We start from the raw sequence: 13,498 nt of genomic DNA on the forward strand, positions 1-13,498 counted from the left end.
TGAGTCACATGACACAGACCCTTGCAGATCCGCGCGAACCGACCACCGACCTGTCGCCGCAACAGCGCGTCGACGCCTGGCTCGCCGACTTCGAGGCCGCCCTGGCGGTTCGCGACATCGAACGTGTGGTGGGAAAGTTCGCGACCGACAGCTTCTGGCGCGATCTGGTCGCGTTCACCTGGAACCTCAAGACCCTCGAAGGTCGCGACGGCATCGCCGACATGCTCACCGCGCGGCTCGCCGAAACCGATCCCTCAGGCTTCCGCACCCGGGAGGCCCCCACCACAGACGGCGAGATCACGACGGCGTTCATCGAGTTCGAGACCGCCATCGGCCGCGGCGTCGGACACCTGCGCCTGCGCGGCGACGCCGCTGGGAATGACGTGGCCTGGACGCTGCTGACGACCATGCAGGAGCTCAAGGGCCACGAGGAGCGCAAGGGCCCGTCGCGGGTGCTCGGCGCCGTCCACGGCTCCGACCCCGACCCGCGGTCGTGGGCGGAGAAGCGCGCCGAGGAGGAGGCGGCGCTGGGCCGGACAGTCCAGCCCTATGCACTGGTGATCGGCGGCGGGCAGGGCGGCATCGCGCTCGGCGCGCGGCTGCGGCAGCTCGGGGTACCCGCGATCGTCGTCGACCGCCACGAGCGGCCGGGTGACCAGTGGCGCAAGCGCTACAAGTCGCTGTGCCTGCACGACCCCGTCTGGTACGACCACCTGCCCTATCTGCCGTTCCCGCAGAACTGGCCGGTGTTCGCGCCGAAGGACAAGATCGGCGACTGGCTGGAGTTCTACACCCGGGTGATGGAGGTGCCGTACTGGTCGAAGACCACGTGTCTGTCGGCCTCCTTCGACGAAGCGACCAAGACGTGGACGGTCGAGGTGGACCGTGACGGCGAGCGTGTCACGCTGCGGCCGACGCAGCTGATCCTCGCCACCGGTATGTCGGGTAAGCCCAACGTGCCGCGACTGGCCGGCCAGGACGTCTTCCGCGGCGAGCAGCACCACTCGAGCGCCCACCCGGGGCCGGACCGCTACGTCGGGAAACGCGCCGTGGTGATCGGGTCCAACAACTCCGCCCACGACATCTGCAAGGCGCTGGTCGAGAACGGCGTCGACACCACGATGGTGCAGCGCTCGTCGACGCACATCGTGAAATCGGATTCGCTGATGGATCTCGGGCTGGGCGACCTGTACTCGGAGCGTGCGCTCGCGGCGGGGATGACGACGGAGAAGGCCGACCTGACGTTCGCGTCGCTGCCGTACCGGATCATGCACGAGTTCCAGAAGCCGATCTACGACGCGATCCGCGAGCGGGACAAGGAGTTCTACGAGCGGTTGGCCGCGGCGGGCTTCGAATTGGACTGGGGCGACGACGGTTCGGGCCTGTTCATGAAGTACCTGCGCCGGGGCTCGGGCTACTACATCGACGTCGGGGCCTGTGATCTGGTGGCGGACGGGACGATCAAGCTCGCCCACGGCCAGGTGTCGCATCTGACGGAGGACTCCGTGGTGCTCGACGACGGCACCGAATTGCCTGCCGACGTGGTGGTCTACGCGACGGGCTACGGGTCGATGAACGGCTGGGCCGCCGACCTCATCGGTCAGGACGTCGCCGACAAGGTCGGCAAGGTGTGGGGTCTGGGCTCGTCGACCACCAAGGACCCCGGCCCGTGGGAGGGCGAACAACGCAACATGTGGAAGCCGACGCAGCAGGAGAACCTGTGGTTCCACGGCGGCAACCTGCACCAGTCGCGGCACTACTCGCTGTATCTGGCACTGCAACTGAAGGCGCGGTTCGAAGGCATCCCGACGCCGGTGTACGGACTGCAGGAGGTGCACCACCTGAGCTGACGCCTCGCGTGTTCGGCCACGACGCGCAGAATGGTGGGCGTGACAGTAGACGACGCGTATCTGTGGCTCGAGGACATCACCGGCGACGACGCCCTGGACTGGGTGCGACGGCACAACGAGCCGACCCTGGCCGACCTCGGTGGTGCGCGCTTCGAACAGATGCGCACCGAGGCGCTCGAGGTGCTCGACACCGATGCCCGCATCCCGTACGTGCGTCGCCGCGGCGACCATCTCTACAACTTCTGGCGTGACGCGGCCAATCCGCGCGGGCTGTGGCGGCGCACCACGCTGGAGAGCTACCGCACCGAGGAACCGGAGTGGGAGGTGGTCATCGACGTCGACGCGCTGGCCCGCGCCGACGACGAGAACTGGGTGTGGGCGGGCGCCGACGTCCTCGACCCCGACCACACCCGCGCGTTGGTCAGCCTCTCGCGCGGTGGCGCGGACGCCGCGATCGTGCGCGAGTTCGACATGCGGACACGGGAGTTCGTCGATGGGGGCTTCGAGCTCGCGGAAGCCAAGACGGCGATCAGCTGGGAGGACGAGGACACCGTGCTGGTGGGCACGGATTTCGGGGAGGGCGCCCTCACCGATTCCGGCTATCCGCGACTGGTCAAGCGGTGGCGGCGCGGCACACCGTTGAACGAGGCGGAGACGGTGTTCTCCGGCGACGCGACCGACGTGATCGTCACCGCGTCGGTGGACCGCACGCCGGGTTTCGAGCGCACGATGGTGCGTCGTGCCGTCGACTTCTTCAACGACGAGGTCTACGAGTTGCGCGGCGGTGAGCTCATCCGCATCGACGCCCCGACCGACGCCACAGTGTCGGCGCACCGCGAATGGCTGCTCATCGAGTTGCGCACCGACTGGGACACCGGGGTCGAGCGGTACCGGGCAGGATCGCTGCTCGCCGCGAATTACGACCAATATCGGAGCGGGACAAAGCGACTGCACGTGGTGTTCGAGCCCGACGAGCACACCTGCCTGCACCACTACGCGTGGACCCGCGACCGGCTCGTCGTGGTCACGCTCGCCGACGTCGCGAGCCGCGTCGAGGTCTACACCCCAGGTGAGTGGACCGCGCAGCCTGTTCCCGGGTTGCCGGACAACACCAACACCGTGATCGTGGCCGCCGACGACCTCGGCGACGAGATGTTCCTGGACTCCAGCGGTTTCGACACCCCATCGAGGCTGTTACACGGGACTGCCGGCGGCGAGCTGAGCGAGATCAAGCGCGCACCTTCGTTTTTCGACGCCGCCGATCTGAAGGTCGATCAGCACTTCGCGACCTCCGCCGACGGCACCAAGATCCCGTACTTCGTGGTCGACCACCGGCACAAGCAGGCACCGGGGCCGACGCTGCTCGGTGGTTACGGCGGGTTCGAGGTGGCGCGGACGCCCGGCTACGACGGCGTGCTGGGCCGGCTGTGGTTGTCGCGGGGCGGAACGTATGTGCTGGCGAACATCCGCGGCGGCGGCGAGTACGGACCGACATGGCACACCCAGGCGATGCGCGAGGGCAGGCACCTCGTCGGCGAGGATTTCGCCGCCGTGGCAGCAGATCTCGTCGAGCGCGGGATCACCACCGTCGACCAGCTGGGGGCCCAGGGTGGCAGCAACGGCGGGCTGCTCATGGGCATCATGCTCACGCAGTATCCGGAGCTGTTCGGAGCGCTGGTGTGCAGCGTGCCGCTGCTCGACATGCGCCGGTTCCATCTGCTGCTGGCGGGAGCGTCGTGGGTGGCCGAGTACGGCAACCCCGATGACGCGGACGACTGGGAGTTCATCTCGAAATACTCGCCTTATCAGAACATCTCGGCCGAGCGCAGGTACCCGCCGGTGCTGATCACCACCTCGACGCGCGACGACCGGGTGCACCCGGGCCATGCGCGCAAGATGACCGCAGCGCTCGAGGACGCCGGCCAGCCGGTGCAGTACTACGAGAACATCGAGGGCGGACACGGCGGCGCCGCGGACAACTCGCAGGCGGCGTTCCGCGCGGCGCTGATCTACGAGTTCCTGTGGCGGAAGTTGGGAGCTCCGTGATGGTTGCTCCGGGCGTCGCTGATCGTCGCAGCACGGCTGCGGTCAAGGATGAGGTCGACCTTCGCGACTGACGGACGCTGGCAGGTGGTGAGTCGACGACGGTCGAACTCGACCGAATCGCCGGTGTAACGGATGGCCGGTGGCAGTGCACTACAGCGTGTACTGCATCGCCATTCGAGAGGAACCGATCATGACCACCTTCACCGCACCCGCCACCCTGTCCACCAAGGCCCTGCCGGTCATCGACCGGTTGGGGTCGGCACTCCCCCGCTATGGCCTGGTGGTCGTCATCGCCTGGATCGGGTTGATGAAGTTCACGGCGTTCGAGGCCAACGGCATCCAGCCACTCGTCGCCCACAGCCCATTCATGAGCTGGATGTACAGCATCTTCTCGGTCATGACGTTCTCCGCGCTGCTGGGCGTCGTCGAGGTCGCGGCCGCGGTGCTGCTGGCGGTCAAGCCCTGGTGGCCGAGGATCTCCGCGATCGGCAGCGTCATCGCGATCGGACTGTTCGTCGCAACTCTGAGCTTCCTGTTCACCACGCCCGGCGTCTTCGAGGCCTCGCAGGGCGGCTTCCCGATGCTGTCGACCACCGGTCAGTTCCTGATCAAGGACGTCGCGCTGCTGGGCGTCTCGGTGTGGACGTTGGCCGATGCGCTGAAGCGCCGCTAGTTCAGCTCTCGAGCGCATACGCTCAGCCCAGATGACCCGTCAGACCCTCGACGAGAGCGACCTCATCGCGGCGCTACGGCACCGCGATGAGGTCGCGTTCGCCGAACTGGTCGATCGCCACTCGCCCTCGATGCTGCGGGTGGCACGCGGATATGTGCGCACACACGAGACCGCCGAAGAAGTGGTTCAGGACACCTGGATGGCCTTGCTCAAGGGCATCGACAATTTCGAAGGCCGATCCTCCCTGCGCACATGGCTTTTCACCGTGCTGATCAACATCGCGAAGGCCCGGGGCGTTCGCGAGAGCCGCGACGGAGAAGCGGTGGCGGCCGCATACCGCGGGGGTGCGGTGGACCCGGCGCGGTTCCGTCCGGCCGGGGACGAGTGGCCGGGTCACTGGCGTGAGCACGAGACCCCCTCGCCGTTTCCCGACACGCCCGAGGGTTCGGTGCTGGGCCACGAACTGACCGACGTGGCGCGCCACGCGCTCGACGGGCTGCCCGAGCGCCAGCGGATGGTCGTGACCCTTCGCGACATGCTCGGCTTCGACTCCGACGAAGTGCGCGATCTGTTGGACCTGAGCGTGGCCAACCAGCGGGTGCTGCTCCATCGCGGCCGGTCGGCCGTGCGGCAGGTACTCGAGGACTACATGAAAGACGTGATGTGACGACCTCACCGATGAATTGCAATGAGCTCGTCGAGCTGGTGACGGCCTACCTCGACGAGTCGCTCGATCTCGAGACGCGGGCCCGGTTCGATCTACACCTGCTCGAATGTGATGGCTGCACCAACTACCTGCAGCAGTTCCGGACCACCGTGGCGACCCTGGGCAACGTCCGCGACGACGACCTCGACCCCACCTTCCGCGGCCGCCTCCTCGACGCGTTCAAAGACTGGAAGTGACCGGCCCCGGCGCCGACGACGCGACCGGTTGGACCGCGAACTCGACGCCGTACTGGTTCAGCGTCACCGGCAACGGCTCGTTCGGGGACAGCTGCGGCGTCGACGAGAGCCGGAAGTCCAGTGCGCTCAACAGGTTCGCCAGCAGCGTGCTCGTCGCGAACAGCACCAGGTTGCGGCCCGGACACTCCGCCGGGCCCGCCGAGAACGGCACCAGCTGCGGATAGGACCGGGCGCGGCCGTCGAGCCAGATGTCGGGCACGAAGTCATGCGCGAAGGGCAGCAGGTCGGGGTCGCGGTGGAACGCAGGCGTCACGATCATCAGCCCGGCGCCCTTCTCGATGGTGATCGCACCGTTGCGCCACGTCGTGTCCTCGGTGGTCTCCCGCAGGATCGTCGGCGTCGTGGGCCACAGCCGCACCGATTCGAGGACGGACGCTCGCAGGAACGGCCGCAATCGCAGCTGTTCGGGCTGGACCGCGTCCTCGATCGCCCGCACCATCGCGTCGGGATGCGTGGCCAGCAGTGCCAGCGCGCGCAGCTGCGCCATCCCCGCCGCGTCGAACGCGAACAGCCACTGCGGCAGCTGACCCACCGGGTCGACGGCGCCGCGGGTGGGCACGTCGGCGACCGCGGCCGCCAGCGTCCCGATCTGCGGATCCTCGACATACTCGTAGAGCCGCTGCAGGAACTTCGCGCGCTTGCGGTAGTGCGGGAGCGACAGGAACGACCAGTTCCCCGCCCGTCGCAACCGCAGCAGCGCGTCGGTGATCTCCTCGTCGTCGCGAGCGCGGTCACCGAGCGCCAGCCTGCGCACGATCCGCCACCACGCGGCCATGAACTGGTCGGCGTCCATGCTGCCGCGCGCCGCCACCGCGTCCACCAGTTCGCGCGCCTCCGCGGTGATCACGTCGGCGAAGGCGCCCGCGAGCCGGTGCATGTCCGCACCCGAGTCCAGCGCCGAGTCGTTGAGGACGCGCCGCTGCTGCCGGATCGGTCCCTGGGAGATCAGCACGCCGTGCGGCTGGAACCACTCGAGTGCCTTGCGCTTCTCCCTGTTGGCGGGGTGGAAGGGGTCGGGTGCCCCGGACAGCACGCGGGCGACGTCATCCGGGTCGAGCACGACCACCATGCGCCGCCCGGGGAGCACCAATTCCACCGGTCCGGCGCCGAACTCGTCACGGAGCAGCTGCATCCGCCGCACCGCCCTGGCATCGGCCTGCACGGTCTCCAGCGCCCGCACCGCGGGCTTGCGCCGGGCGATCACGCCGGCGGCGATCGACGCCGAACCAAGATCGGCCAGTGTCGCGGCCGCCCGCACCCCGGTCAGTCGATGTCCCATGATCTTGCGTTTCCCCGGCCGGCACCCTGCCAAACTGCAGGAATGCCCGAGTTCGAGACCCTGCTCTACCGCTCCGACGGCGCGGTCGCGACGATCACCCTCAACCGGCCCGACCAGCTCAACACCATCGTCCCGCCGATGCCCGACGAGATCGAGGCGGCGATCGCATATGCCGACCGGGATGCGCAGGTCAAGGTGATCGTGCTGCGCGGTGCGGGGCGGGCGTTCTCTGGCGGGTACGACTTCGGCGGCGGCTTCGAGCACTGGGGCGAGTCGATGAACACCCACGGCCGCTGGGATCCGGGCAAGGACTTCGCGTTCGTCACCGGCCGCGCGACCGCGCCGACCGGGAAGTTCATGGCGATCTGGCGGGCGTCGAAACCCGTCATCGCGCAGGTGCACGGCTGGTGCGTCGGCGGGGCGAGCGATTACGCGCTGTGCGCCGACATCGTGATCGCCAGCGACGACGCCGTGATCGGCACCCCGTACGCCCGGATGTGGGGCGCCTACCTGACCGGTATGTGGCTCTACCGGCTCAGCCTGGCAAAGGTGAAGTGGCATTCGCTGACCGGTGAGCCGCTGACCGGCGTCGAAGCGGCCGCAGCCGAGTTGATCAACGAGTCGGTGCCGTTCGAACGCCTCGAAGAGCGGGTTGCGGAGGTGGCGTCGAAGCTGGCACGAATTCCTTTGTCGCAGTTGCAAGCTCAGAAACTGATCGTCAACCAGGCCTACGAGAACATGGGGCTGGCCTCCACGCAGACCCTCGGCGGCATCCTCGACGGGCTCATGCGCAACACCCCCGAGGCGCTGGACTTCATTGAGACGGCCCAGTCGCAGGGCGTGCGCGCCGCCGTCGAACACCGTGACGGCCCATGGGGCGACTACAGCCAGGCTCCGCCGCACCGGCGGCCGGACCCGTCGCACATCATCGAACCCTGACGACGCGGCGAACCCTGATCACTCCGGCCGCCGCAGGCCGCCGAGCATCGACACCACCACACCGGTCACCACCAACGCGACCCCCGCGATCAGCGTCATGTTGAGCCAATGGTGCAGGCTGTCCTCGGCGTGGATCACCATCTCGTCGACGATGCGGCGGAAATTGCCCTCCACGCGCGTGAGCGCATCGTCGACGTGACGATTCGCGACCTCCAGCCCGGCCCAGCCGCCCGCGCCGACCAGCAGAGCCGAAACGCCGAGGGCGGCAAGCCCTTTACCGCGCCGCCGCGAACCCGCCAGGGTGAGCAGCGCGAGCAACCCGGTGAGCACCGCGGCGCCGATCGCGGCCCACGGCCCCCATGTCGCGAGCGCCTGCAGACGGCCCGGCCGCAGCTCGGGCGACGGCACGGTGACCGGCACCATCAACGTCTCGGGCACGTCCAGTTCGAGGTTGCCGAGGGTGGCCATGAGCGACGGGTCCGAAAGCATCGGCGCGATGTCGATCAGCCACTGGTCGTCGGCGCTGGCGTGCGGGAAGTCGTCGGTGAACATCCACCGGTGCGCGATCCGGTTGGCCTGCGCGAACTGGCCGGGAAAGCCGGCGTTGCCGGTATAGCCCGAGGCGACCTGGTGCACGAGTGTCTGGTTCAGCGTGTAGCCGCGATCGGCCGTCAGCGCGGTGATCTGCGTGGTGAGTTCGTCGGCCATGGCGTCCTGCAACCGCGGCTCGGTTGCCGCGGACGCGGCGAGTTCGGCGTAACCCTGCTCACTGACCAGATGCTGCTGTGCCCAGACCGCGGGCACGGCAACGGCCAGCATCACCGTCGTCAGCAGCCACAGCAGGGCTGTCAGGACGAATCGCACGCGGTGCGCCGCCGCCTTACTTGGCCATGCGGCGGGGGCGGATGAGCGCCAGCTTGGTCATCATCGTGTTCATCCGCTTGAGCGCCTTGGGCGAGTTGTTGTAGTAGTTGCCGCCTGCGCCGACGTTCGTCCGCGGCGCCACCACCGTCTCGATGCGGCAGTACTTGCGCAACCCCTCCGGGCCGCCGAACCGCGCCCCGATCCCGGAGGTCTTCCAGCCGCCCATCGGCGCCGTGGTGCACATCAGGTTGGAGATGACGTCGTTGACGTTGACCCCACCGCATTCCAGTTGCAGCGCAATGGCTTGCGCGCGGTCGAGGTCCTTGGAGAAGACGGCGGCGGACAGGCCGTACGGGCTGTCGTTGGCCAGGCGGACCGCTTCCTCCACCGACGACACCTTCATGATCGGCAGCGTCGGACCGAAGGTCTCCTCGGTCATACACGCCATCGAGTGGTCGACGTCGACCAGCACCGTGGGCTCGTAGAAGCTGCCGGGGCCGTTGCGCCGCTTACCGCCGGTGAGCACCTTGGCGCCCTTGGCGATCGCATCCTCCACGTGCCGCTCGGTGACAGCCACCTGGCTGTCGTCGATGAGCGCTCCGACGTCGTTGCCCTCGCCCGCGCCGATCTTGAGCTTCTTGACGTCTCGGACGACCGCGTCGACGAACTGGTCGTAGACCGATTCCAGGACATACACGCGCTCCACCGACACGCACGTCTGGCCGGCGTTGAACATCGCACCCCAGACCGCGGCGTGCGCGGCGAGGTCCACGTCGGCGTCCTCGAGGACGATCATCGGATCCTTGCCGCCGAGTTCGAGGCTGACGGGCGTGAGCCGGCGCGCGGCGCGTTCCATCACCTTGGCACCCGTGGCGCTGGACCCGGTGAACTGGATGAAGTCGGAGTTGTCGATGACGGCCTCGGAGACCTCGCGGGCGCCCTGTGCCAGCGCGAGCACCTCAGGGGCCCCGGAGTCCTGCCAGCCGCGCAGCAGCAGCTCGGCGGTCAACGGGGTGCGCTCGGAGGGCTTGAGCAGCACGGCACAGCCGGCCGCCAGGGCGCTGATGGCGTCCATCAGCGCGTTGGCGACGGGGTAGTTCCACGGCGCGATGATCCCGACCAGCGCGCGCGGGCGGTAGTGCACCGCGATCTTCTTGATCGACAGGAACGGCAGCGCCGCCGGCCTGGTGTCCGGCGCCAGCGCCTTCTCCATCGTGCGGATGTAGTACGAGGTGATCATCAGGATCAGCGGCACTTCCTGGGCCGCGTCGACCGAGGACTTGCCGGTCTCCTTGATCAGCAGGTCTTCGATCTCGGCGCGGTGGTCGCCGAGCCAGACGGCGTAGCGAGCCAGCACCTTGGCGCGCCCCTTGGGGCCTCTGGCCTCCCACTCCTTCTGCGCGGCGCGCAGGCCGGTGGCGATTCGCGGTACGTCGGCCGGGTCGGTCCAGCGCACCTGCCCGGCGACGGCGCCCGTCGCGGGATTGCGGATGGTGCTGTTGTCGAGCGCATCAACTTCAGGCGTCGCGGTCATGGGGCCATGGTAACCACCCTCTGTGACCCAGATCGCATCGGGGTTGACACGTGTCAAGTAACGCGGTGACGGGGCCTCTCCACCAGGCGGGCCGCCATCGCCACGTACGCGCTGCCCAGGAACAGCGCGCCTACGGTGTCCGTGAAGTAGTGGAAGGTGATCCCGACGAGGACCATGCCGACCACGACGGCGGCCGTCGCCAGCACGATCGCCCAGAGCCGCCCGCCGGCCACCAGCACGACCATCCCGGCGATCACCACCAGCGCGGTGATGTGTCCGCTCGGATAGGCGAGCTCACCGTCCCTGGTGCGGCCGAACACCCGCTTGAGCAGTTGGGCGGAGACGACGGCCACCGGCGGGCACAGCGCCGAGACGGCCGCCAGCCGCCACCTGCCCCGCCACAGCGCGTACGCGACCGCGACACCGAGCACCGTCACCTGCACAGGCGCCTCGACGAGCACCAGCAGCGGATCCGGGGCGTCGACCGCGAGGAGCCGGGCGTCCAGCGGCGTCGGCCCCGTGCCGACCAGCCAGCCGAGCGCGAACAGCCCGGCCACGGCGACCACCGGCCACCAGTGCAGCGCTGTTCTCATCTACCGGGAGATGCCCTGGATGTAGGCGGCCTGACCCAGGTGCTGGGCGCAGTCGTCGATGATGCTGACCAGGCGCGCGCTGGCCGTGACCGGCGGATCCCAGCGGCGGTCGACGATCTGCGCGAGTTCGTCGGGTGTCACGGAGGCGATGTAGGACAACGTGACCTTGTGGACGGCGGAGTAGTAGCCGGCGAGCAGATCGGCCGACACGCGCACCTTGCCGACGTCGTCGGGGCTGTGGCCGTAGCCGGTGTCGTCGCGCGGCAGGTCGAGCGCGAACTGGTCGACCCACCCCTCGCGCGTCCACACCTGCTCGATGCCCGCGATCTCGCAGAGCTGGGCGTCCTGAACGCGAGCGCTGTGCCACAGCAACCACGCAATGCTGTTCGCGGTCGCAGTCGGACGGTAGAGGGCCACCTCGTCGGTCAGTTCGTCGGTGAGCGCCTCGACATGCTCGATCAGGCGGGTGAACGAGTCACGCAGGAGTTCGCGGGCGGCCGCCGCATCCGAGTCAGACATACGGCCAACCTACCCAGCGAACGTCAGGTCTGCGGGCCACCGCCGTGGAAGACGGCCTCGACGTTGTTGCCGTCCGGATCGCGGACGAACGCCCCGTAGTACTTGTCGTGATACTCCGGCCACAGCCGCGGCTCGTGCAGCGGTTCGGCGCCGAGTGCGAGGGCGGTGTGGAAGAACGCCTGCACGCCCCCGGGGTCCTTGGCCGCGAACGCGACGTGCATCTCGCGATTCGGCCCTGCGACGTTGCCTGCGTTCATATCGCCGATCCAGAAAGCGGGATGACCTTCGGCGCCGTAACCGACGGCCACCCCGAAGTCCATCTGCCGCGTGTAGCCGAGGACGCCGAGCACCTTGTCGTAGAACTCTTTTGACTTGTCGAAGTCCGCGCAGTTGATTCCGAAGTGATCGATCACACGGTCACCGTACATTCGGGGGATGACATATGACCTCGTCATTCGCAACGGCACGATCGTCGACGGGCTCGGCGGTGCGCCGTACGTCGGCGATGTGGCGGTGAGGGGCGGCGTCATCGCCGCGGTGAGCCGCGCAGAGGGCCCGGCCGTCGGCGCCGTCGAGGGGTCCGGTGCCCGCGAGATCGACGCCGCCGGGCTGCTGGTGACCCCCGGTTTCGTCGACCTGCACACCCACTACGACGGCCAGGCCATCTGGTCGGAGCGGATGACGCCGTCGTCGGCGCACGGGGTGACCACCGCGGTGATGGGGAACTGCGGGGTGGGTTTCGCGCCCTGCCGCCCCAAGGACCACGACGTCCTCGTCGACGTGATGGCCGGCGTGGAGGACATCCCCGGCGTGGTGATGGTCGACGGGTTGCCGTGGACCTGGGAGACCTTCCCGGAGTACCTCGACGCCGTCGACGCCCGGCCCCGCGACATCGACGTGGCCGCCTACCTGCCGCATTCGCCGCTGCGGGTGTACACGATGGGGCAGCGGGGCGCCGACCGGGAACCGGCCACCGACGAGGACCTCGCGCGGATGCGGGCGCTGGCCCGGGAGGCGGTCGAAGCGGGTGCGCTGGGCTTCGCATCGTCGCGGTTCGCGCTGCACAAGACCTCCAGCGGAGCGCCGATCCCCACCTACGACGCAGCCCAGGCCGAGATCGCGGCCATCGCCTCGGGGGTGGCCGACGGCGGCGGCGGGCTGCTGCAGTTCGTCCCCGACATCCCGGCCGGCGGGTACGAGACGGTGCTGCGCCAGGTGTTCGAGGTCGCCGCCGACGTCGGGCTGCCGGTGACGTTCTCGCTCCTGACCGGAAACGTCGGCGACCCGGTCTGGCCGCAGGCGATGAACCTCGTGGAGAAGTTCAACGCCGCCGGCGGTTCCATCACCGCGCAGATGTTCCCCCGCCCGATCGGCATGGTGATCGGCCTCGAGGTGAGCGGCAACCCGTTCATCATGTACCCGAGCTATCAGGCGATCGCCGATCTCCCGCTGCCCGAGCGGGTCGCAGAGATGCGCAGACCCGAAGTGCGGCAACGGATCCTGAGCGACCAGCCGTCGGCTGCCGGGCACCCGTTGATGTTCATGGTGCAGGCGTGGAACTGGATCTTCCCGCTGGGCGACGACCCCGATTACGAACCGGCCGCTTCGGCGTCGATCGCCGCCCGCGCCGCGGCGCGCGGGGTCAGCCCGCTCGAGGAGGCCTACGACCGGCTGCTCGACGACGACGGGCACGCCATGATGCTGGTGGCGCTGGGCAATTACGAGAACAACTCACTGGACACCGTCGGGATGCTGATGCGCCGCGACGACGTCGTACTGGGCCTGGGCGACGGCGGCGCGCACTACGGAATGATCTGCGACGCAAGCTTTCCCACGTTCCTGCTGGCGCACTGGACGCGGGACCGGCCCACCGGCCGGCTGTCGGTGGCCGACGCGGTTCGCGAGCTGACGTCGGTGCCCGCGGGGGTGGCCGGGCTGGGCGACCGCGGCCGCATCGCCGTCGGCTACAAGGCCGATTTCAATGTCATCGACCACGCCGCGCTGCGCCTGCACAAGCCCGTGGTCGTGGACGATCTGCCCGCGGGCGGTAAACGGCTCGACCAGACGGCGGACGGCTACCTGGCCACCGTGGTCAGCGGTGTGGTGATCGCCGAGCGCGGTGTGCCGACCGAGGCGCGGCCCGGCAGGCTGGTGCGCGGACGCCAGCCCGCGCCCGCCTAGCTGTCCGTCGACTGTGCGATTTCAGCCGCGACTCTCCGCTGGCGGCGTATCAATGGG

13 protein-coding genes are annotated in these 13,498 nt (G+C 68.8%); 7 read left to right on the plus strand and 6 right to left on the minus strand.

All coding sequences use genetic code 11. The annotated features are described in order from the left end of the window. Positions 1–8: 8 nt before the first annotated feature. The 5 genes from G6N30_RS17585 to G6N30_RS17605 all read left to right on the plus strand — a co-directional run bounded on the left by G6N30_RS17585 (position 9) and on the right by G6N30_RS17605 (position 5,472). Positions 9–1,850 (plus strand): flavin-containing monooxygenase, encoded by a 1,842-nt coding sequence (locus tag G6N30_RS17585; RefSeq protein WP_134054965.1) that lies wholly within the window; start codon positions 9–11, stop codon positions 1,848–1,850. 30 nt (positions 1,851–1,880) lie between these two features. Then, complete coding sequence (locus G6N30_RS17590) at positions 1,881–3,896, plus strand: prolyl oligopeptidase family serine peptidase (RefSeq protein ID WP_179965480.1); 2,016 nt, start codon at positions 1,881–1,883, stop codon at positions 3,894–3,896. Positions 3,897–4,086: 190 nt separating this feature from the next. Then, on the plus strand, positions 4,087–4,569 hold the full coding sequence (locus G6N30_RS17595) for a YkgB family protein (RefSeq protein ID WP_134055389.1): 483 nt from the start codon (positions 4,087–4,089) through the stop codon (positions 4,567–4,569). A 31-nt stretch (positions 4,570–4,600) separates the two neighbouring features. Further along, positions 4,601–5,236, plus strand: coding sequence for an RNA polymerase sigma factor (locus tag G6N30_RS17600; protein WP_134054969.1), 636 nt, complete (start codon positions 4,601–4,603; stop codon positions 5,234–5,236). An 11-nt stretch (positions 5,237–5,247) separates the two neighbouring features. Then, positions 5,248–5,472, plus strand: a complete 225-nt coding sequence (locus tag G6N30_RS17605; RefSeq protein WP_134055391.1) for an anti-sigma factor family protein — start codon at positions 5,248–5,250, stop codon at positions 5,470–5,472. Here the strand turns inward: G6N30_RS17605 and G6N30_RS17610 are convergent. Continuing rightward, complete coding sequence (locus G6N30_RS17610) at positions 5,456–6,811, minus strand: cytochrome P450 (RefSeq protein ID WP_134054971.1); 1,356 nt, start codon at positions 6,809–6,811, stop codon at positions 5,456–5,458. The two genes, G6N30_RS17605 and G6N30_RS17610, sit on opposite strands and share 17 nt — an antisense overlap. Positions 6,812–6,853: 42 nt before the next feature. Between G6N30_RS17610 and G6N30_RS17615 the strand changes: the two genes are divergently transcribed. After that, positions 6,854–7,750, plus strand: coding sequence for a crotonase/enoyl-CoA hydratase family protein (locus tag G6N30_RS17615; RefSeq protein WP_134054973.1), 897 nt, complete (start codon positions 6,854–6,856; stop codon positions 7,748–7,750). An 18-nt stretch (positions 7,751–7,768) separates the two neighbouring features. On the opposite strand, the gene G6N30_RS17620 is transcribed toward G6N30_RS17615, so the two are convergent. Genes G6N30_RS17620 through G6N30_RS17640 form a run of 5 tightly spaced genes read right to left on the minus strand, consistent with a single transcriptional unit; the run spans position 7,769 to position 11,673 of the window. Then, on the minus strand, positions 7,769–8,614 hold the full coding sequence (locus G6N30_RS17620) for a hypothetical protein (protein ID WP_134054975.1): 846 nt from the start codon (positions 8,612–8,614) through the stop codon (positions 7,769–7,771). Positions 8,615–8,630: 16 nt separating this feature from the next. After that, a complete protein-coding gene (locus tag G6N30_RS17625; RefSeq protein ID WP_134054977.1) occupies positions 8,631–10,148 on the minus strand; it encodes an aldehyde dehydrogenase family protein in 1,518 nt (505 codons plus the stop codon). A 53-nt stretch (positions 10,149–10,201) separates the two neighbouring features. Continuing rightward, positions 10,202–10,741: a phosphatase PAP2 family protein gene (locus G6N30_RS17630; RefSeq protein ID WP_134054979.1), complete on the minus strand. Its 540-nt coding sequence runs from the start codon at positions 10,739–10,741 to the stop codon at positions 10,202–10,204. After that, complete coding sequence (locus tag G6N30_RS17635; protein ID WP_134054981.1) at positions 10,742–11,260, minus strand: mycothiol transferase; 519 nt, start codon at positions 11,258–11,260, stop codon at positions 10,742–10,744. It abuts the gene before it with no gap. A gap of 23 nt (positions 11,261–11,283) precedes the next feature. Continuing rightward, positions 11,284–11,673, minus strand: coding sequence for a VOC family protein (locus G6N30_RS17640; protein ID WP_134054983.1), 390 nt, complete (start codon positions 11,671–11,673; stop codon positions 11,284–11,286). A gap of 22 nt (positions 11,674–11,695) precedes the next feature. On the opposite strand from G6N30_RS17640, the gene G6N30_RS17645 reads away from it, so the two are divergent. Continuing rightward, positions 11,696–13,441: an N-acyl-D-amino-acid deacylase family protein gene (locus G6N30_RS17645; RefSeq protein ID WP_134054985.1), complete on the plus strand. Its 1,746-nt coding sequence runs from the start codon at positions 11,696–11,698 to the stop codon at positions 13,439–13,441. Positions 13,442–13,498: the final 57 nt, after the last annotated feature.

This window comes from Mycolicibacterium litorale (assembly GCF_010731695.1).
GTDB lineage: Bacteria > Actinomycetota > Actinomycetes > Mycobacteriales > Mycobacteriaceae > Mycobacterium > Mycobacterium litorale.